At 69.4% G+C, this 17,075-nt stretch carries 16 protein-coding genes, 1 tRNA gene and 1 pseudogene; 11 read left to right on the top strand and 7 right to left on the bottom strand.

From position 1 onward, the window contains the following. The first annotated feature begins 49 nt into the window (after window positions 1-49). The gene (locus MKK75_RS26755) at window positions 50-223 is read left to right on the top strand and encodes a hypothetical protein (RefSeq protein WP_244045516.1); all 174 of its coding nucleotides are present in this window, start codon (window positions 50-52) and stop codon (window positions 221-223) included. A 279-nt stretch (window positions 224-502) separates the two neighbouring features. Here the strand turns inward: MKK75_RS26755 and MKK75_RS26750 are convergent. After that, window positions 503-579, bottom strand: a tRNA-Pro gene (locus tag MKK75_RS26750). Between the two features lie 142 nt (window positions 580-721). On the opposite strand from MKK75_RS26750, the gene MKK75_RS26745 reads away from it, so the two are divergent. The 9 genes from MKK75_RS26745 (at window position 722) to MKK75_RS26705 (ending at window position 11,100) form a co-directional block, all read left to right on the top strand. Next, the gene (locus tag MKK75_RS26745) at window positions 722-2,005 is read left to right on the top strand and encodes a glycosyltransferase family 4 protein (protein WP_244045515.1); all 1,284 of its coding nucleotides are present in this window, start codon (window positions 722-724) and stop codon (window positions 2,003-2,005) included. Window positions 2,006-2,121: 116 nt separating this feature from the next. Further along, window positions 2,122-2,442 (top strand): rhodanese-like domain-containing protein, encoded by a 321-nt coding sequence (locus MKK75_RS26740; RefSeq protein WP_244045514.1) that lies wholly within the window; start codon window positions 2,122-2,124, stop codon window positions 2,440-2,442. Between the two features lie 143 nt (window positions 2,443-2,585). Further along, the gene (locus MKK75_RS26735; RefSeq protein ID WP_244045513.1) at window positions 2,586-3,740 is read left to right on the top strand and encodes an efflux RND transporter periplasmic adaptor subunit; all 1,155 of its coding nucleotides are present in this window, start codon (window positions 2,586-2,588) and stop codon (window positions 3,738-3,740) included. 107 nt (window positions 3,741-3,847) lie between these two features. Beyond that, a complete protein-coding gene (locus MKK75_RS26730) occupies window positions 3,848-7,045 on the top strand; it encodes an efflux RND transporter permease subunit (RefSeq protein WP_244045512.1) in 3,198 nt (1,065 codons plus the stop codon). Window positions 7,046-7,142: 97 nt separating this feature from the next. Next, complete coding sequence (locus MKK75_RS26725) at window positions 7,143-7,652, top strand: hypothetical protein (protein WP_244045511.1); 510 nt, start codon at window positions 7,143-7,145, stop codon at window positions 7,650-7,652. Window positions 7,653-7,769: 117 nt separating this feature from the next. Continuing rightward, a complete protein-coding gene (locus MKK75_RS26720) occupies window positions 7,770-8,549 on the top strand; it encodes a lysophospholipid acyltransferase family protein (RefSeq protein ID WP_244045573.1) in 780 nt (259 codons plus the stop codon). Between the two features lie 120 nt (window positions 8,550-8,669). Beyond that, complete coding sequence (locus MKK75_RS26715) at window positions 8,670-9,116, top strand: hypothetical protein (RefSeq protein WP_244045510.1); 447 nt, start codon at window positions 8,670-8,672, stop codon at window positions 9,114-9,116. Window positions 9,117-9,253: 137 nt separating this feature from the next. Beyond that, entirely contained in the window at window positions 9,254-10,360 is a 1,107-nt protein-coding gene (locus MKK75_RS26710) for a DUF2125 domain-containing protein (RefSeq protein WP_244045509.1), read from the top strand. Window positions 10,361-10,437: 77 nt separating this feature from the next. After that, window positions 10,438-11,100 carry a phosphoribosylanthranilate isomerase gene (locus MKK75_RS26705; RefSeq protein ID WP_244045508.1) on the top strand — a complete coding sequence of 221 codons (663 nt, stop codon included), beginning with the start codon at window positions 10,438-10,440 and terminating at the stop codon, window positions 11,098-11,100. Window positions 11,101-11,102: 2 nt separating this feature from the next. Here the strand turns inward: MKK75_RS26705 and MKK75_RS26700 are convergent, their stop codons facing one another. From MKK75_RS26700 to rpsA, 5 genes are all read right to left on the bottom strand, one after another. Further along, window positions 11,103-11,471 carry a LapA family protein gene (locus MKK75_RS26700; protein WP_244045507.1) on the bottom strand — a complete coding sequence of 123 codons (369 nt, stop codon included), beginning with the start codon at window positions 11,469-11,471 and terminating at the stop codon, window positions 11,103-11,105. An 18-nt stretch (window positions 11,472-11,489) separates the two neighbouring features. Next, on the bottom strand, window positions 11,490-11,801 hold the full coding sequence (locus MKK75_RS26695; RefSeq protein WP_244045506.1) for an integration host factor subunit beta: 312 nt from the start codon (window positions 11,799-11,801) through the stop codon (window positions 11,490-11,492). A 50-nt stretch (window positions 11,802-11,851) separates the two neighbouring features. After that, window positions 11,852-12,814 carry a signal peptide peptidase SppA gene (sppA, locus tag MKK75_RS26690; RefSeq protein WP_244045505.1) on the bottom strand — a complete coding sequence of 321 codons (963 nt, stop codon included), beginning with the start codon at window positions 12,812-12,814 and terminating at the stop codon, window positions 11,852-11,854. 211 nt (window positions 12,815-13,025) lie between these two features. Further along, window positions 13,026-13,265 carry a HigA family addiction module antitoxin gene (locus MKK75_RS26685; protein WP_244045572.1) on the bottom strand — a complete coding sequence of 80 codons (240 nt, stop codon included), beginning with the start codon at window positions 13,263-13,265 and terminating at the stop codon, window positions 13,026-13,028. Window positions 13,266-13,702: 437 nt separating this feature from the next. Further along, window positions 13,703-15,415 (bottom strand): 30S ribosomal protein S1, encoded by a 1,713-nt coding sequence (gene rpsA, locus MKK75_RS26680; protein ID WP_244045504.1) that lies wholly within the window; start codon window positions 15,413-15,415, stop codon window positions 13,703-13,705. 472 nt (window positions 15,416-15,887) lie between these two features. Here rpsA and MKK75_RS26675 point away from each other — a divergent pair, with 472 nt between their 5' ends. Next, complete coding sequence (locus MKK75_RS26675; protein WP_244045503.1) at window positions 15,888-16,655, top strand: Crp/Fnr family transcriptional regulator; 768 nt, start codon at window positions 15,888-15,890, stop codon at window positions 16,653-16,655. An 18-nt stretch (window positions 16,656-16,673) separates the two neighbouring features. On the opposite strand, the pseudogene MKK75_RS26670 reads toward MKK75_RS26675, so the two are convergent. Next, window positions 16,674-17,075, bottom strand: a pseudogene (locus MKK75_RS26670) (transglutaminase family protein); the annotation flags it as partial.

The raw sequence follows: 17,075 nt of genomic DNA, 5'->3' as shown, positions 1-17,075 counted from the left end.
GCGCGCATCGGCTCGGATACCGTGCAGCCGTCTCCCCGAGGCGCCCTCAATGCTGATCCCCGCGCTCACCCTTCGCCGTTGCCTGCTGCTCGGGCTGCTGCTGGCTTGTCTGGTCAAGCTCGCGGACGGCATCGCCCGGTACGAACTGCGGCAAGCGGCCGGCGCGGTGACGATCACCGCCGCCGCGACCGGCCCGGTCCCCGCCAACTCCCTCGACGAGTAGCCGCGCCTGTCTCACCGACTTGGCGGTGGGATCGGCGCCGGTTCGACCGAAATCTCGCGGCACGCGCTGCGGCCGTACGTCGTGTGGGCGTAACCCGCTCCTAATCGCAATCCAGGGTCGACATGGTTGCTGGAGAGCGTGCGCGACCGATAGAGTTCGAAGGCCAGCCGCCACAGAAGGAGACAACTGCGCGGTTCGGCGCAGCGCCGTCACAACGCGTAAGTCGAAGTTCAGACTTCAATCCCGCGTGAACTGACGGGTTGTGGCCTGTTCAAGAAATGGTCGGAGTGGCCGGACTTGAACCGACGACCCCCTGTCCCCCAGACAGGTGCGCTACCGGGCTGCGCTACACTCCGACGCCGCTAGGGCCCAGGGCTATTAGCCGTCGCGGAGCGCCCGTGCAACCCCTTCGCGCCGGCCCCTTGAACCCGGAAACGCTGGCGCGCGCCGCGATCGGCCGCTACGGGATGCGCGCGTCCCCGACACCATACAAGGTTCATGACCGACCGACCGATCGCCTTCGATCTCACGCGCCTCGTCACGCGCCTGCGCCACGCCAGCCCGTCGGGAATCGACCGCGTCGATCTCGCCTATGCCCGCGCGTTCCTGGGCTCAGCCGCGGACGGCGTCGGCCTCGTCTCCACGGCGTTCGGGCCGCGCGTCCTCAACCGGGCTCAGGCGCTCGCGATCGTCGAGGCGGTGGCCGCCGGCTGGGTCGAGGACCGGGAGGCGCCCGACGATCCGGTCTACCGCCAACTGGCGTCGCGGTGCGGCGCCCCCGGGCTCGCGCCCGTCGCCGGAGCGACTGCGCCGCGGATCGGCACCGGGAGACGACGCCGGATCCAGGCCCGGACGGCGGCCGAGATCGCCCTGCGCGGCCGCCCGGTCGCGGCGCTCCCCCGGGACGCGCTGTATCTGCACACGTCGCACCTGCGGCTCGACGATCCCCGGCGCTTCGACTGGCTCTACACCCGACGGGACGTGCGCGCCGTCTTCTTCGTTCATGACCTGATCCCGATCACCCATCCCGAATACGGCCGCGCCGGCGAGGCCGAGCGGCACCGGGCGCGTCTGCGCACCATCGGTCGGCACGCCGCCGCCGTCCTGGTGAATTCGGCCGACACCGGGCATCGCACCCTCGATTATCTGGCCGCGGAAGGGTTCGGGCGGCCGCCGGTGGCGGTGGGCCATCTCGGCGTCGAGCCCGCCTTCGGGCGCGCCGGACCGCGCTTCGAGCCCGATCGGCCGACCTTCCTGGTCTGCGGCACGATCGAGTCGCGCAAGAATCATCTGCTCCTGTTCCAGGTCTGGCGGCATCTGGCGGAGAGCCACGGCGCCGCCACGCCGCGGCTTGTCGTCGTCGGACGCCGGGGCTGGGAGGCCGAGAGCGCCATCGACATGCTGGATCGGTGCCCGGGCGTGCGCGTCCACACCATCGAGGCGACCGGCCTGTCGACGCATGGACTCGCGGCGCTGATGCGCAGCTGCACGGCGCTGCTGATGCCATCCTTCACCGAGGGTTACGGGATCCCCCTGGTGGAGGCGGCCGCCTCGGGGCTGCCGGTGGTGGCCTCCGACATTCCGGTCCATCGAGAGATCGCCGAGGGTTTCGCGCTGTTCCGCGATCCCCTCGACGGCCCCGGCTGGATCGCGGCGATCGAGGCCCTCTCGGAGCCCGCCTCGCCCGTGCGGCGGGATCTCGCTGGCCGTCTCGACAGCTACGGTCCACCGACCTGGGCCGCCCATTTCGACGCCATCGGGCCGACCCTGGCAGCCCTCTGACGGCGACCGCGTTCCGCTCCCCAGGCGCGGCGAGTTGCACGGCTCCGGCCTGACGAATATGGAAAAGCGTCAGTCCGACAGGCTGAACCCATTCGGGCAGAACGGAGATCCTGCCGATGCAGGTGGTCGACCTCGATCGCGATACCGTCAAGCGCGGGCTTGACGACGGCTCGATGCTGCTCATCGATGTGCGAGAACCGAACGAATACAGCGCTGGACATATCCCCGGGTCTGTCTCCCATCCGCTCTCAAGCTTCGATCCGCAGGAGGTGGCCGCCCTGGTGGCCGAGGATGGGCGACTGCCCGTCTTTTCCTGCGCCTCCGGGGTCCGGTCGGTTCACGCGCTGATGGCGGCGCAGCAGGCCGGCGTCGATATCACCCGCCACTACAAGGGCGGGTTCAAGGATTGGTACGGCGCGGGCGAAGCGATCGCGTAGGGCGCCGGATCGATCCAGGGGTTGGACCGCCATGTGCGCCCGCGCACAAGCAACATCGTTGCGCGCGGGTTACGGCGCGTCAGCGGCGGAACTATCGTCAAGCTCGGCGCGACCGTCGGTCGGCCAATGGACAGCAGGACCCGATGCGCAGCCGGCTTCCCAGCCTTCTCACCGTGCTCTCCGGACTGGCCGTCGGCCTCACCGCGGGGCCCCTCGCGACGCCGGCGCAGGCCCAGGCGCCGGGCGGCCCGCCGCCGAAGATCACGGTGGCGAAACCCGTCGTGCGCGAGATCATCGAGCAGGACCAGTATACCGGCCGCTTCGACGCGATCGAATACGTCGAGGTCCGTGCCCGCGTTACCGGATATCTTGAGAAAATCAATTTCGTCGACGGCCAGACCGTGAAGAAGGGCGACGTCCTGTTCGTCATCGACCGGCGGCCCTACAAGGCGGCCCTGGAGCAGGCGCAAGCCGCCCTGGCCTCCGCCAAGGCGCGCCAATCCTTCTCGCAGACCGATCTGGAACGCGCGCAGACCCTGTCCCGCAGCGGCAACATCTCCGAGCAGGTCACCGACCAGCGCCGTCAGGCCTCGCAGACCGCCCAGGCCGACGTCGACAGCGCCCAGGCGGCGCTCAACAACGCGCAGCTCAACTTCGACTTCAGCGAGGTGAAGGCGCCGATCAACGGCCGGATCAGCCGCCGGCTGGTGACCGAGGGCAACATCGTCAGCGCCGACCAGACGATGCTGACCACGATCGTGTCGCTCGACCCGATCTACTTCAGCTACACGGTCGACGAGAAGGCGTTCCTGAAATACCAGACCAGCCTCGGCATCGGCATGGGCCAGACCCAGCAGGGCAAGGGCGTCCCGATCCTGATCGCGCTGTCCGGCGAGCCGAAGCCGACCCGCAAGGGCACCCTCGACTTCGTCGACAACCGCGTCGACAACGCAACCGGCACGATCCTGCTGCGCGCGACCGTCCCCAACAGCGACCTGTTCATCAAGCCGGGTCTGTTCGGCATCGTCTCGATGCCGGCGACCAAGCCGTTCCAGGGCATTCTGATCCCCGACGATGCGGTGGCCGCCAACCAGGACAAGCGGATCGTCTACGTCGTCGGGCCCGAGAATGTCATCCAGCAGAAGGACGTGGTGCTCGGCCCGAAGGTCGACGGCTACCGGGTGATCCAGTCCGGGCTGAAGGGTGACGAGATGGTCGTGGTCAACGGCACTTCGCGGGTGCGGCCGGGCGCGAAGGTGGCGCCCGACACGATCGAGCTGCCGCCGAGCAAGACGTGAGCCCGATCGGCTCGCTGGCACTGCCTTCGCGCGCGCCCCGCGGCGCGCCCCGCACCGACGACGCAGGGCCCCGGCCGGGTGACCGGCGGGCCTCAGAGGTTTGACCGATGCGTTTCGCCCATTTCTTCGTCGACAGACCGATCTTCGCGTCCGTCACGTCGATCGTGTTCCTGATCCTCGGCTTCGTGGCCTACGAGAGCCTGCCGGTCTCGCAATATCCCGAGATCGTGCCGCCGACCGTGACAGTGCGCGCCTCCTATCCCGGCGCCAACGCCGAGACCGTGGCGGCCACGATCGCGACGCCGATCGAGCAGGAGGTCAACGGCGTCGACAACATGCTCTACATGACGTCGTTGTCGACCAACGACGGCAACATGCTGCTGACCGTGACCTTCAAGGTCGGCACCAACCTCGATATCGCCAACGTGCTGGTGCAGAACCGGCTCTCGGTCGCCCAGCCACGCCTGCCGCCGGACGTGCGCAACCTCGGCGTCACCGTGCGCAAGGCGTCGCCCGACCTGATGCTGGTCGTGCACCTGCTCTCGCCGAACAAGACCTACGACCAGAACTACCTCGCCAACTACATCTACCTGAACATCCGCGACGAGCTGCTGCGCCTCGACGGCGTCGGCGACATCACGATCTTCGGCGGCAACGAGTATGCCGAGCGTATCTGGGTCGATCCCAACAAGCTCGCCGCCTACGGCCTCTCGGTCACCGACGTCACCACGGCGCTGCAGGAGCAGAACGTGCAGGTGGCGGCCGGCCAGCTCAACGGGCCGCCGGCCGCGCCCAGCGAGGCGTTCCAGCTCGTCGTGCAGTCGCAGGCGCGCTTCAAGACGCCCGAGCAGTTCGCCGAGGTGATCATCAAGGCGCAGGACGGGCGCCTCGTCCGGGTGAAGGACATCGCCCGCGTCGAGATGGGCCAGAAGGATTACACGACGAACTCCTACCTCAACGACACGCCGGCGGTCGGCATCGGCGCGTTCCAGCGGCCCGGCACCAACGCGCTGGACGCCGCGGCGTCGGTCAAGAAGGTGATGGAGGTCGTCAAGAAGAACTTCCCGCCGGACGTCGAGTACCGCATCGCCTACAACCCGACCGAGTTTATCGAGGAGTCGATCCAGGAGGTCTACAAGACCCTGTTCGAGGCGGTCGGCCTCGTGGTCATCGTGGTGCTGGTGTTCCTGCAGAGCTGGCGCACGGCCCTGATCCCGGTCATCGCGATCCCGGTCTCGCTGATCGGCACCTTCGCGGCGATGGCGGGGTTCGGCTTCTCGCTCAACAACCTGACCCTGTTCGGGCTGGTGCTCGCCATCGGCATCGTGGTCGACGACGCGATCGTGGTGGTGGAGAACGTCGAGCGCAACATGGCCGAGGGCCTGTCGCCGGGCGACGCCGCGCACAAGACCATGGATGAGGTCGGCGGCGCGGTCATCGCGATCGCGCTGGTGCTGGCCGCGGTGTTCGTGCCGACCGCGTTCATCCCGGGCATCTCGGGCCAGTTCTACAAGCAGTTCGCGCTGACCATCGCGGCCTCGACGCTGATCTCGGCCTTCAACTCGCTGACCCTGTCGCCGGCGCTCTGCAAGCTGCTGCTGGTGCCCCACCATGCCCGCAAGGAGCCAAAATTCTTCCTGACGCGGTTCGTGGCCTGGCTGGCCAACGGCTTCAACCGCGCCTTCGACGCGACCTCGAACGCCTACGGCCGGACCATCCGGGTGCTCACCGGCGGGATCGTCGGCCTCGGCGTCATGCTGCTGGTCTACGCCGCGGTGATCGCCGGCACGCTCCACCTCGCGCAGACCACGCCGACGGGCTTCATTCCCGACCAGGACCAGGGCTACCTGATCGGCGTGGTCCAGCTCCCCTCCGGCGCTTCCCTCGACCGCACGACGGACGTGATCCTGCGCGCCGCCAAGCAAGCGCGGACGGTGAAGGGCGTCGCCAACGCGGTCATCATCGCCGGCTTCGACGGGGCGACCTTCACCAACACCACCAATGCCGGCGTGATGTTCCTCACCCTCACCGGTGCGAAGGAGCGCGCTGCCGAGGGGCGCAGCGCCGGGGTGATCACGGGCGAGGTGCTGAAGGCCACGTCGGACATCCAGGAGGCCCGGGTCATCGTGATCCCGCCCCCGCCGGTCCGCGGCCTTGGCAACGGCGGCGGCTTCAAGATGCAGATCGAGAGCCGCCAATCGTCGGACATCGGCCCGCTGATGGCCGCCGCGGGCGCGGTGATCGGTCAGGCGAACCAGAGCGCGGACGTGCAGCGCGTCTTCACGACCTTTGACAACTCGACGCCGCAGCTCTTCCTCGACATCGACCGCACCATCGCGCGGATGCTGAACGTGCCGCTCGCCAACGTGTTCTCGTCGGTCCAGGCGGATCTCGGCGGCACCTACGTCAACGACTTCAACACGCTGGGCCGCATCTATCAGGTGCGCCTGCAGGGCGACGCGGCGTTCCGCACCTCGGTGCAGGACATCTCGCAGATCAAGGTGCGCTCCTCCACCGGCGCCCTGGTGCCGATGGGCACGCTCGCCTCCGTGCGCGACGTGACCGGTCCGCAGATCGTGCAGCGGTTCAACCTGTACTACTCGGTCCCGGTCCAGGGCGTCGCCAAGCCCGGTGTTTCGACCGGTCAGGCGCTCGACGCCATGGAGCAGATCGCCAAGAAGAATCTCCCCGACGGCTACTCCTACGACTGGACCGAGATCGCCTACCAGCAGAAGGCGGCGAGCGGCACCGCCGGCGCGGTCTTCGCCTTGGGCGTGCTGCTGGTCTTCCTCGTGCTCGCCGCGCAGTACGAATCCTGGGCGCTGCCGCTGGCGATCCTGCTGGTGGTGCCGACCGGCGTGCTGGCGGCGCTCGCGGGCGTGCAGTTCCGGGGGCAGGACAACAACATCCTGACCCAGATCGGCCTGATCGTGCTCATCGGCTTGGCTGCCAAGAACGCGATCCTGATCGTGGAGTTCGCCCACGACATCGAGCAGCGGGAGCATCGCGGCCCGGTCGAGGCGGCGGTGGAGGCCTGTCGCCTGCGCCTGCGCCCGATCCTGATGACCGCCTTCGCGTTCATCCTGGGAACGCTGCCGCTGGTGATCGCCACCGGCCCCGGCGCCGAGATGCGTCAGGCGCTGGGGACCGCGGTGTTCTTCGGGATGATCGGCGCGACCTTCTTCGGCCTGTTCCTGACGCCGGTCTTCTACGTGGTGATCCGCCGCTTCTCGCTCTGGCTCGGCCGGTTCCGGAAGAAGCACACCCCCGGCGACCACGGCGGCGCAGCCTCCGCCCACGGCTGACGCACCGCTTCGCAGGCTGGAAGCCGCGTTCGATCCGGGCGGATCGGGCGCGGCTTTCGCGCGACGGGCGGGCAGGCGCGGTGTAGAGGCTTGCCGTATGCACGCCCTCGGCCGCCTGTTCCTCGGGGCCTTCGCCCTTCTCTTCGCCGTCCCGGCGGGCTTCGCCGTCCTCGTGATGGCGCTCCTCGTCGATCCGGCCGCGCAGGCTTGGCTGACCGGTGGGGCGCTGGCGGGCCTCGACATGGCCCTGTCCGACCTCTCGGCCGGGCTGCCGCCGGAGGGGCTCGTCCTATTCGTCGCCGGTCTCGCCCAGGCGCTGTTCGTGTTGCTGGTCGCGCCGTCGGCCCTGGTGGGGCTCTGCGGCGAGCTTCTGGGGCGGCGGGGCCTGCTCTGGTACGGCGCCGGCTGCGGTGCGCTGACCGCCGCCCTCCCCTGGCTCACCCGCGGAGCGCTCCGCTCCGGCGAGGCCGGCCGGCATTCGGGGCTGCTGGCCGCCGAGGCGCGGCTGACGCTGATCCTGTTCGTCGTCGGCGCGAGTGCCGGACTCGTCTACTGGCTGATCGCCGGCCGCGGGGCAGGCCTTGCCCGGGACGACCGAACCGTTTGATCGGCGTCGCACAGGCAGCCCGAGCCATGGTTGCGAAAGGGCGTAGCCCTATGGAAACCCGGATTGGCTGAGAGCGGCCGGGCGCGCTACAGGAAGGCCCTCACGTTCCGGATTCCGATGCTCGCCCTGCGCTCCCTGGCCTTCAACATCTGCTTCTACGCCGCCACGACGGTCCTGGCGGTCGCCGGCCTGCCGACGCTGGTCTCCGGGCCGGCGGTGCTGCGACTTGCGCGCCTGTGGGCGCGGATCACCCTCTGGCTGCTGCGAACGGTCGCCGGCACCCGGGTCGAGTTCCGCGGTCTGGAGAACATCCCGCCGGGGCCGCTGCTGGTGGCGGCCAAGCACCAGTCGGCCCTGGAGACCCTGGCGCTCTGTACGGTACTGCCGAACTTCGCCTACATCCTGAAGCGCGAACTGCTCCTCATCCCGCTGATCGGCTGGTACCTGTCGCGCAGCGGCATGGTGGCGATCGACCGGTCCAAGGGCAGCCGGGCCATGGGCCTGATGAATGCCGCCGCCGCGGAAGCGATCCGGCAGGACCGCCAGCTGATCATTTTCCCGGAAGGCACCCGCCGCGCGGTGGGGGCGGAGCCGGCTTACAAGCAGGGGTTGTCCCACCTCTACACGGCGCTGCAGGTGCCCTGCCTGCCGGTGGCGCTGAACACCGGCCTGTTCTGGTCGCGCAACAGCGTCGTCCGCCGGCCCGGGACCGCCGTCATCGAGTTCCTGCCGACCATCCCGCCCGGCCTGCCCCGGCAGGAGTTTCAGACCCTGGCACAGGAGCGCCTCGAATCGGCCTCGAACGCCCTGGTGGATGGCGGATTGCAGAGCCTCGCGGCGGCGGGCCATCCCGTCCCGTCCGCCGAGGCGCCGGCTGCGGCCGCACCCCGCCGCTGAGGCGTTCACGCCGGTGCATGTCCGTCGTCCCGGCTTGTGGATAACGGACATCATCCCCACATCCTGCCTTAGGAACGTCGCCCTTGACGACTGTGGATATCGCGCGCTAGGTTGGAACAAATGGCGAACAGAAGAGCCCTGTCCTGGTCGGCCGCGCTCCGCGACCTCAAGGACGATCGCACCCGGAGGCAGGATGTGCGCGAAGAGCGTCTTAAGACGAATGCGGGCCTGCGCGGCGCGCCGGCGCTTCCCCTCTCGGCTTGGCGCGGGCGCTCCGGCCGGCGCTACGTGGTCGGGGTCCATCCGGCCGGGGGCTTCGACCTCGACGAGATGGCGCAGGCCGTGGTGATCGCGGTGCGGCGCGACGAGTCGGGCGTCGCCGAGATGGTGTCGGTGGCCACCTCGAAGGAGAGCCCGCGCGACCATCTCCGCCGGACGTGGCTGGATCGTGTCCGGCACGTAGGCGCCACCGAGATGCACGTGCATCGCCTCGCCGATACCGAGGCCGAGCGGACGGCGATCGCGAACGATCTGAAGGCCGATACGGTGGAGCCGGCTCAGGTCTGAACGGATGACGGGCTCATCCGCGCGTTTCCCTTCGCGTAATCGCCGACCCGGATCGCGACCGCCCCAGTTTCGCCCCTTGCGTGGGCTCATGGCGGGGCGGCGGCGTCCCTGACGGGATCACGGCGGGAGCGGAACGCATGGTGCAGGATCGGACGCAGCCGGAGAACGCGGCGCAGACGGCCCCGCCCGGCGGCAGGCGCCGCTCTCGGCTCGGGCTGTTCCTCCCCTACATCCTCCTCGCCGTCGTGGTGGTGGCGTGGTCCGTCGGCTGGTTCTGGATCCGCGGCCGGGCGGCCAGCGAGATCGACAGCTGGATGGCGCGAGAGGCGGCCGCGGGCCGCACCTGGGCTTGCGCCGACCGCAGTCTGACTGGATACCCCTTCCGCATCGAGCTGCGCTGCAGCGCCGTGACGCTCGAGCGCTCGGACGGCCGCTTCCGCCTCGGGCCGACCACCGCGGTGGCGCAGGTCTATCAGCCGAGCCTCGTGCTGTTCGAGAGCAAGGGTCCGTTCCATGTCGAGCAGGGCGCCCTGACGGGCGACGCGTCCTGGCGCGCCCTTCAGGGCAGCTTTCACGGTGCCTCGGACGGGTTTACCCGGGCCTCGGTGGTGATCGACGATCCGAAGGTCACCGTTGCGGGCGCGGCAACCGGGCCGATCGACGTTTCGGGGCAACATTTCGAACTGCATGCTCGGCCCGATCCCGGCCGCTACGCCTCCGAAGGCGCCGTGGATGTCAGCCTGCGCCTGACCCGGGCGGAGGTCCCGCAGCTCGATGCGCTCACCGGAACCCAGGACCCCGCCGATCTCGCCCTCGACGCCACGCTGTCCCAGGCGACCGTTCTGCGGACCGGGCCGGTGCCGCGGGAACTGGAGCGCTGGCGCCAGGCCGGCGGGACCCTCGACATCGCGGGGTTCTCCCTGGCGAAGGGCCAGCAGCGCGTCCAGGCGGCGGGTACGCTGGCCCTCGACGCGGCCCACCGGCCGGCCGGCCAGCTCAACCTCCGGGCCGCGGGCATCGATGCGCTGGTGGGCAGCATCGTCGGGCAGCGCTTTGGCTCGGATCGCGGCGCGCTCGTGGGCCAACTCGTCGGTGGCCTGCTGGGCTTGAGCCGCCGCCCGCCGCCCGATGCGCCGGCCGACGCGACGCCGTTGAAGGACCTTCCGCCCTTGCGGCTGATCGACGGCAAGGTCGTCTTCAGCGGCTTTCCGATCCCGAACGTCTATCTGCCGGCGCTGTATTGAGGGGCGGTGGCGCGCGGTGCATTCCGCTCCGCCAGCGGGTGCATGCGCCCGACCGCCGGATCGGCTATAGGACGCCCATGGCCGCCGCGAACATTCCCCCGGCCCGCATCAAGATCTGCGGGCTCAGCACCGAGGACACCCTCGACGCCGCCCTGGCGCTCGGCGTGGATTGGATCGGTCTCGTGCATTTCCCGCGCAGCCCGCGCCACGTGGCTCTCGCGCGGGCCGCCGCCCTGTCGTCCCGCGCGAAGGATCGGGCCGAGCGCGTGGTTCTGCTGGTCGATCCGGACAATGCTCTACTTGCCGGCGTGGTCGAGGCGGTCGATCCGGATCTGATCCAACTGCACGGGCAGGAAAGTCCCGAGCGCGTCGCCGCGATCCGCGCCCTGACCGGCCGGCCGGTGATGAAGGCGCTCGGTCTCGCCGTCCCGGCGGATCTCGCCCCGCTTGCCGCTTACGCGGCGGTGGCCGACCGCATCCTCCTCGACGCCAAGGCACCCGCGAATGCAGGTCTGCCCGGCGGCAACGGCCGGTGCTTCGACTGGACGATCCTCGCGGATCGCGATCTGCCAGAGGGCACGATGCTCTCCGGGGGGCTCGACGCGGCCAACGTCCCGGAAGCCCTCGCCCGCACCAAGCTCAACGCGGTCGATGTCTCCTCCGGGGTCGAGTCGGCGCCGGGCGTGAAGGATCCCGGGCGGATCGCGGCGTTCGTGGCAGCCGCGCGGGGAATGCGCTGAGCCTAACGCGGGGCCGGGAGCGCCGTCCGGCCGGTATTCGGGACCGTGTAGGGACCGGGCACCTCGCTCTCGGGCGCGTAGGTGCGCAGCCGCGTGGCCTCACGCTCGTAGCGCACGGCCTCCTGGCGGTGATGGCGCGCCCGGGCCCGGGTCTTGCCCTGGCCGAGCCACGTGAAGATGCCGCCGACGACGATCCCCAGCGCCACCGCCCCGAACAGGATCGCGTAGAGCGGCAGGTCCACGCTGAAGACCGGCGCGTCCGCGTTGAATGGATCGAAGGAGAGCCGGACCGGCGCGCGATTGGCCACCGCCAGCAGGATCACCAGAGCGGCGATCGGCAGCAGCACGAGGCTCTTCAGGAAACGGATCATCGCGCTCAGGACTCCTTCCTATTCTGCAGCCGAGGCGGCCTCGCCGATGCCGGCCGCGTTGAGGCGCTGACGCATCTCCTTGCCGGTCTTGAACACGGGGATCGCCTTCTCTGACACGGCAACGGCGGCACCGGTGCGCGGGTTGCGTCCCCGGCGCGCCTCCCGGCGCTTCACCGAGAAGGCGCCGAAGCCGCGCAGCTCCACCCGGTCGCCGCGGGCGAGCGCATCGGAAATGGTGTCGAGGATCGCGTTGACCAGGATCTCCACGTCACGCTGGTAGAGATGCGGGTTCTGCTCGGCGATCTTGAGGACGAGCTCCGATTTGATCATGGCGTCCGGTCTTCTCGCAGGATCGTGGCGGGCGTCGTGGGGACGGCCGTTCAGGGTTCCGGCCGCCAGAGGGCGAGGAGCCCGCCGCGGGCGGCCTGCGCCTCGGCGCCGACCGTCCGGAGGCGCGACGCGAGGCCGTCGAGCCCCAGCAGATCGGCCCCGATGCCGGCGGCGGACCAGAGCGAGAAGTCGCTCTCCGACCGAGGCTTCCAATCCTTGACCGGAAGATCCTTCGAGACGCCCCGGGCGCTCTCCAGCCAAGCCACCGCCTGGCGCTCGCTGCCGAGCTCGTCCACGAGCTTCAGGGGCACACTCTGGCGGCCGCTGAAGACCCGTCCGTCAGAAACGGAGGCGAGCTGGCCGGCATCCATGCCCCGGCGCTCGGCCACCAGCCCCTTGAACCACGCGTAGGTGTCGCCCACCACGGCCGCCAGGGCGGCGCGCGCCTCCGGTGAGGTCGGCGTGAAGCCCGAGGGCTCGGCTTTGAGCGGCGAGGACTTCACCGACTCGACCTTGACGCCGACCTTGTCGAGCAGGCCGGAGACGTCCGGGTACTGGAACAGCACGCCGATGGAGCCGACGAGGCTGGTCTCGCGCGCCACGATGTGATCGGCCGCGATGGCCGTGATGTAGGCGCCCGAAGCCGCCGTCCCGTCCACGAAGGCGACGATCGGCTTCTTGGCGGCGAGCGCCCGCAGGTTGCGGAAGATCTCCTCCGAGCCCGTCGTCGTGCCGCCCGGCGAGTTGATCGAGACGATGACGGCCTTGACCGCATCGGCGTCGGCGACGCGCTTCATCAGCTTGGCGGTGGCCTCGCTCCCGGCGATGAACCCGGAGACCGAGATGCGGGCGATCTGGGGCTGCACGGCGAAGCCGCCCTCTGCGCCGGTACGGACGCGGTAGCCCACGGCGCCGACTGCCACGAGGAGGCCGCCGATGCCGAGCACGCGCCACACGGACAACTTGCGGCGGAGGCGCCGCCGGTCAATCAGCAGTTCGGCGTCGGCAGCCATCGTGTCGCTTTCCCTGAAGCCCCCCGGCGACCCCTGGACGGGGTGCGGCAACCCCGTGCCGCGCCGGGCAAGTCCTTGGTTTCGTTCGGCTCGCCCGATCTGAACCGGGTCAGGCCGGTGTTCTAAGCATTTACCGCGGGCGTGGATACGGGGCCCGCGAAGAAATTCCGGTGCTTCGCCTAACCCTGAAAGCGCAGTCGTCTCAGGGGGCCTAGAGGGCGACGATTCCCGCCAGTTCCTCGGCCATTTGCGCCGCCAGACGGCGCAGATCGTAGGCTCGCTGGAGATCCAGCCAGAACTCGGCCTCAGTGCCGAACAGCTTCTCCAGGCGGAGCGCCCTGGCAGGCGTAACCGGTTGCCGCTCGGCGATCAGATCGAAGAGGGTCTGGCGCCGAACGCCCAGGCGGCGTGCGATCTCGGCCTTGGCCAATCTGGTCGCAGGCAAGATCATCTCGCGCAACCACTTGCCCGGATGAATCGGCGCGGCCTGAGAGAAGGGGATTGCCGCTCGCGTCGACGGCGAACCGCCCGCTCCGCGAACCCCTGTGACCGTGGAATCAAAGGCCTGGCTGACTCATCGCCCCCGGTGCTTTGGCGGAATCGCGGGGCAGCAGGATCAATCGGGCCCGTTTCGTAGTCGGCGCGCTCAGTTTGCGCGCATTCCCCGTTTCGGCGGGCAGGCGACGCGCTTTGCTGCGGAATGACCGGATCGCGGCTGTCGGGTCGCATCCGCCACCGTCGGATCTCAGCCCATGCCTGACAGTTGATCGGGCATCGATGGGAGAGACAAAAAGAAACCCGCGCGGGATGCAGGTCCCGCGCGGGTCTTCTTACGATCGATCCGAACCCGCCGCCCGGCTGAACGACCAGGCGGCAGGGACAGGGGGCTCAATCCTCGTCGGTGCGCTTCTTGTTGAAGGCCGCGCCCAGGATGTCGCCGAGCGAGGCGCCCGAATCGGCGGAGCCGAACTGGGCCATGGCCTCCTTCTCCTCGGCCACTTCCAGGGCCTTGATCGAGACCTGCACGCGGCGGGCCTTCCGGTCGAACTGCACGACGCGGGCGTCGAACTTCTCGCCGGTGGCGAAGCGCTCGGGGCGCTGGTCGCCGCGGTCGCGGGCGAGTTCGGCCCGGCGGACGAAGGTCTGCATGTCGGTATCGACGATCTTCACCTCGACGCCCGAATCCTTCACCTCGACGACCTCGCAGGTGACGATCTGACCCTTTTTGATCTCGCCGGCCTCGGCGAAGGGGTCGCCGCCGAGCTGCTTCACGCCCAGCGAGATCCGCTCCTTCTCGACGTCGACGTCGAGAACCTGGGCGCGGACCATGTCGCCCTTCTTGTACTCCTCGATGACCTGCTCGCCCGGACGGTTCCAGTCGAGATCCGACAGGTGCACCATGCCGTCGACATCGCCTTCGAGGCCGATGAACAGGCCGAACTCGGTCTTGTTCTTGACCTCACCCTCGACCTCGGACCCGACCGGGTGCCTCTCGGCGAAGCCCTCCCAGGGGTTCTGTAGGGTCTGCTTGAGGCCGAGCGAGATGCGGCGCTTGACCGGATCGACCTCCAGGATCTGGACCTCGACCTCCTGGGAGGTGGAGACGATCTTGCCCGGATGGACGTTCTTCTTGGTCCAGCTCATCTCGGAGACGTGGATCAGGCCCTCGATCCCCGGCTCCAGCTCCACGAAGGCGCCGTAATCGGTGATGTTGGTCACGCGGCCCTTGAGCTTGGCGCCCTCCGGATAGCGGGCGGCGATGCCCTCCCACGGATCGGCGAGCAGCTGCTTGATGCCGAGCGAGATGCGGTGCGTCTCGTGGTTGATCTTGATGATCTTGACCTTGACCGTCTGGCCGATGGTGACGACCTCGGACGGGTGGTTCACGCGGCGCCACGCCATGTCGGTGACGTGCAGCAGGCCGTCGATGCCGCCGAGATCGACGAAGGCGCCGTACTCGGTGATGTTCTTGACGACGCCGTCGATGACCTGGCCTTCCTCGAGGTTGGCCACCAGCTCCGAGCGCTGCTCGGCGCGGCTCTCTTCGAGCACGGTGCGGCGCGACACGACGATGTTGCCGCGGCGGCGATCCATCTTGAGGATCTGGAACGGCTGCGGCGTGCCGAGCAGCGGGGTCACGTCGCGGACCGGGCGGATGTCGACCTGCGAGCGCGGCAGGAACGCCACGGCGCCGTCGAGGTCGACCGTGTAGCCGCCCTTGACCTGGTTGAAGATCGTGCCGGTGACGCGGTCGTTGTTCTCGAACGACTTCTCGAGCTTGACCCAGCTCTCCTCGCGGCGCGCCTTGTCGCGCGAGATGACAGCTTCGCCGAGCGCGTTCTCGATCCGGTCGACGTAGACCTCGACCTCGTCGCCGACCTTCAGCTCGCCCTCCCGGCCGGGGCCGGTGAATTCCTTGAGCGCGACACGGCCTTCCGTCTTGGCGCCGATGTCGATGACGGCCACGTCCTTCTCGATCGCGACGACGCGACCCTTGACGACGGACCCTTCGGTGATCTCGTGTTCGAGGAAGCTCTCCTCGAGGAGGGCGGCGAAATCGTCGCGGCTCGGGCTGTGCCCCAGAGCGGTACCTGCGGTCATTCCATCTCCTGAACGGCCTCCCTCGGAGGCCCGTTGCGCCGGCGGCTCGCGTTGCAGGCGCCCCTGTCCGCCGCGGCCGCTCCCTGGATCTCTCGGGAGAGGCGACCGGTCCATGGAACCGGCTTGCCGACGCGTCGATACGGATGACGAGGGCGATCCGTCCGGCGGCTCGGCGGGCGCGACAGACGACGTGCGCGCGAGAGCGGGTCCGGAAGACCCGGCTCCCTTACAACACGGGGACCGAAACTTCAACGGGACGAAGTCCTGCGTCCCGAACCACCGCCGGAAACCGCGCTGACGCGGACGCCTTGCCGGTCAAGGCCGGAGCGCTGTACGTCCTGCCGTCGATACGAGAGCGGCCGGATCGGTCGCGGATATCCGACGCGTCAACGCCGTGATCCCAAGGAGGCATCTGTGAGGCACCAGGACGGCCGCTGTTCCGGAACCGAGCAGCGCGGAGGCTGAGCGTCCGATGCCCACCGGGTACAACACGCCGATGGAGATGCTGGTTCGGAAGCTCGATAGCTGCGCGCAGCTCGAGCAGGCCGAACGCGCCACCATCCTCAATCTGCCTCACGCGGTCCGGAACCTGCCGGCCCGCCACGACATCGCCGGCTTCGGCGACCGACCGACCCAATGCTGCCTTGTGCTCCAGGGATGGGTCTCGCGCTACGCGGCCCTGTCGGAGGGCGGACGGCAGATCCAGTCGTTCTACGTGGCGGGGGACATGCCGGATCTGCAGAGCCTGCACCTGCACCGGATGGACCATCACCTGGCCACGCTGACGCCCTGCACGATCGCCTTCATCGGGCACGAGGAGCTGCGGCAGGTCACGAAGCACTATCCGGGGCTCGCCGCCGCCCTCTGGCGCGATACGCTGATCGATGCGGCCCACTTCCGCGAGCGCATCACCAGTCTCGGCCGCCGGCAGGCGCTCGGCCGCGTTGCCCACATCTTCTGCGAGCTGTATCTCCGTCAGAGGGCCGTCGGCCTGGCCAGCGGGTCGAGCTGCCCGCTCGCGCCCAAGCAGGCCGAGCTGGCCGATGCCCTGGGACTGACCAGCGTGCACCTGAACCGCGTCCTGCGGACGCTGCGGATGCGCGGGCTGGTCACCTTGAGCGGCGGCATCCTGACGATCGAGAACTGGGACGAACTGGCTGCCCTGGCCGAGTTCGATCCCACCTTCCTCCACCAAGCCAACGACGCGGCCTCGGCCGAGGAAACGGCCGAACACGCCTGATCCGGCCGCAGGCCGGGTTCAGGCCGCCCGGGCGAGGGCGTCCACCGCGCCCGGCACTTCGTCGGTGTGGACGTCGAACCGCGTCAGGATCGCGGCGCCGAAGCTCGTCGTCAGGGCGCAGTCGGTGGCGTCGCGTCCGCGGGCCATGACGATGCGTCCGATGCGGGGGCAGTTGTGGCGGGCGTCGAACGTGTACCAGCGCGGGCCGGACGGGCCGGCGAGATAGACCTCGAAACAGGCGGGGAAGTCCATGGGCGCGGGGTCCTTGGGCCCGCCGATGTGGCCGAGATAGCCGGTGGCGTGGCGGGCGGGGGTGTTCATGGTGCGGCAGAGCGTGAGGGCGCGATTGGCGGAGTCGGGGTATACACGCTCGCGCTGCGAGAGGCAGTGACTGGCGGTGCGTGTGGCGTCGGGGCGCGG

This window comes from Methylobacterium sp. J-030, from assembly GCF_022829545.1.
GTDB lineage: Bacteria > Pseudomonadota > Alphaproteobacteria > Rhizobiales > Beijerinckiaceae > Methylobacterium.
This window is presented reverse-complemented; position numbering and strand designations above follow the sequence as displayed.

Bases quoted from the DNA above. Each gene is read 5' to 3' on its own strand.
- MKK75_RS26755 (WP_244045516.1), top strand. From the start codon at position 50: ATGCTGATCCCCGCGCTCACCCTTCGCCGTTGCCTGCTGCTCGGGCTG.
- MKK75_RS26745 (WP_244045515.1), top strand. From the start codon at position 722: ATGACCGACCGACCGATCGCCTTCGATCTCACGCGCCTCGTCACGCGC.
- MKK75_RS26740 (WP_244045514.1), top strand. From the start codon at position 2,122: ATGCAGGTGGTCGACCTCGATCGCGATACCGTCAAGCGCGGGCTTGAC.
- MKK75_RS26735 (WP_244045513.1), top strand. From the start codon at position 2,586: ATGCGCAGCCGGCTTCCCAGCCTTCTCACCGTGCTCTCCGGACTGGCC.
- MKK75_RS26730 (WP_244045512.1), top strand. From the start codon at position 3,848: ATGCGTTTCGCCCATTTCTTCGTCGACAGACCGATCTTCGCGTCCGTC.
- MKK75_RS26725 (WP_244045511.1), top strand. From the start codon at position 7,143: ATGCACGCCCTCGGCCGCCTGTTCCTCGGGGCCTTCGCCCTTCTCTTC.
- MKK75_RS26720 (WP_244045573.1), top strand. From the start codon at position 7,770: ATGCTCGCCCTGCGCTCCCTGGCCTTCAACATCTGCTTCTACGCCGCC.
- MKK75_RS26715 (WP_244045510.1), top strand. From the start codon at position 8,670: ATGGCGAACAGAAGAGCCCTGTCCTGGTCGGCCGCGCTCCGCGACCTC.
- MKK75_RS26710 (WP_244045509.1), top strand. From the start codon at position 9,254: ATGGTGCAGGATCGGACGCAGCCGGAGAACGCGGCGCAGACGGCCCCG.
- MKK75_RS26705 (WP_244045508.1), top strand. From the start codon at position 10,438: ATGGCCGCCGCGAACATTCCCCCGGCCCGCATCAAGATCTGCGGGCTC.
- MKK75_RS26700 (WP_244045507.1), bottom strand. From the start codon at position 11,471: ATGATCCGTTTCCTGAAGAGCCTCGTGCTGCTGCCGATCGCCGCTCTG.
- MKK75_RS26695 (WP_244045506.1), bottom strand. From the start codon at position 11,801: ATGATCAAATCGGAGCTCGTCCTCAAGATCGCCGAGCAGAACCCGCAT.
- sppA (WP_244045505.1), bottom strand. From the start codon at position 12,814: ATGGCTGCCGACGCCGAACTGCTGATTGACCGGCGGCGCCTCCGCCGC.
- MKK75_RS26685 (WP_244045572.1), bottom strand. From the start codon at position 13,265: ATGATCTTGCCTGCGACCAGATTGGCCAAGGCCGAGATCGCACGCCGC.
- rpsA (WP_244045504.1), bottom strand. From the start codon at position 15,415: ATGACCGCAGGTACCGCTCTGGGGCACAGCCCGAGCCGCGACGATTTC.
- MKK75_RS26675 (WP_244045503.1), top strand. From the start codon at position 15,888: ATGCCCACCGGGTACAACACGCCGATGGAGATGCTGGTTCGGAAGCTC.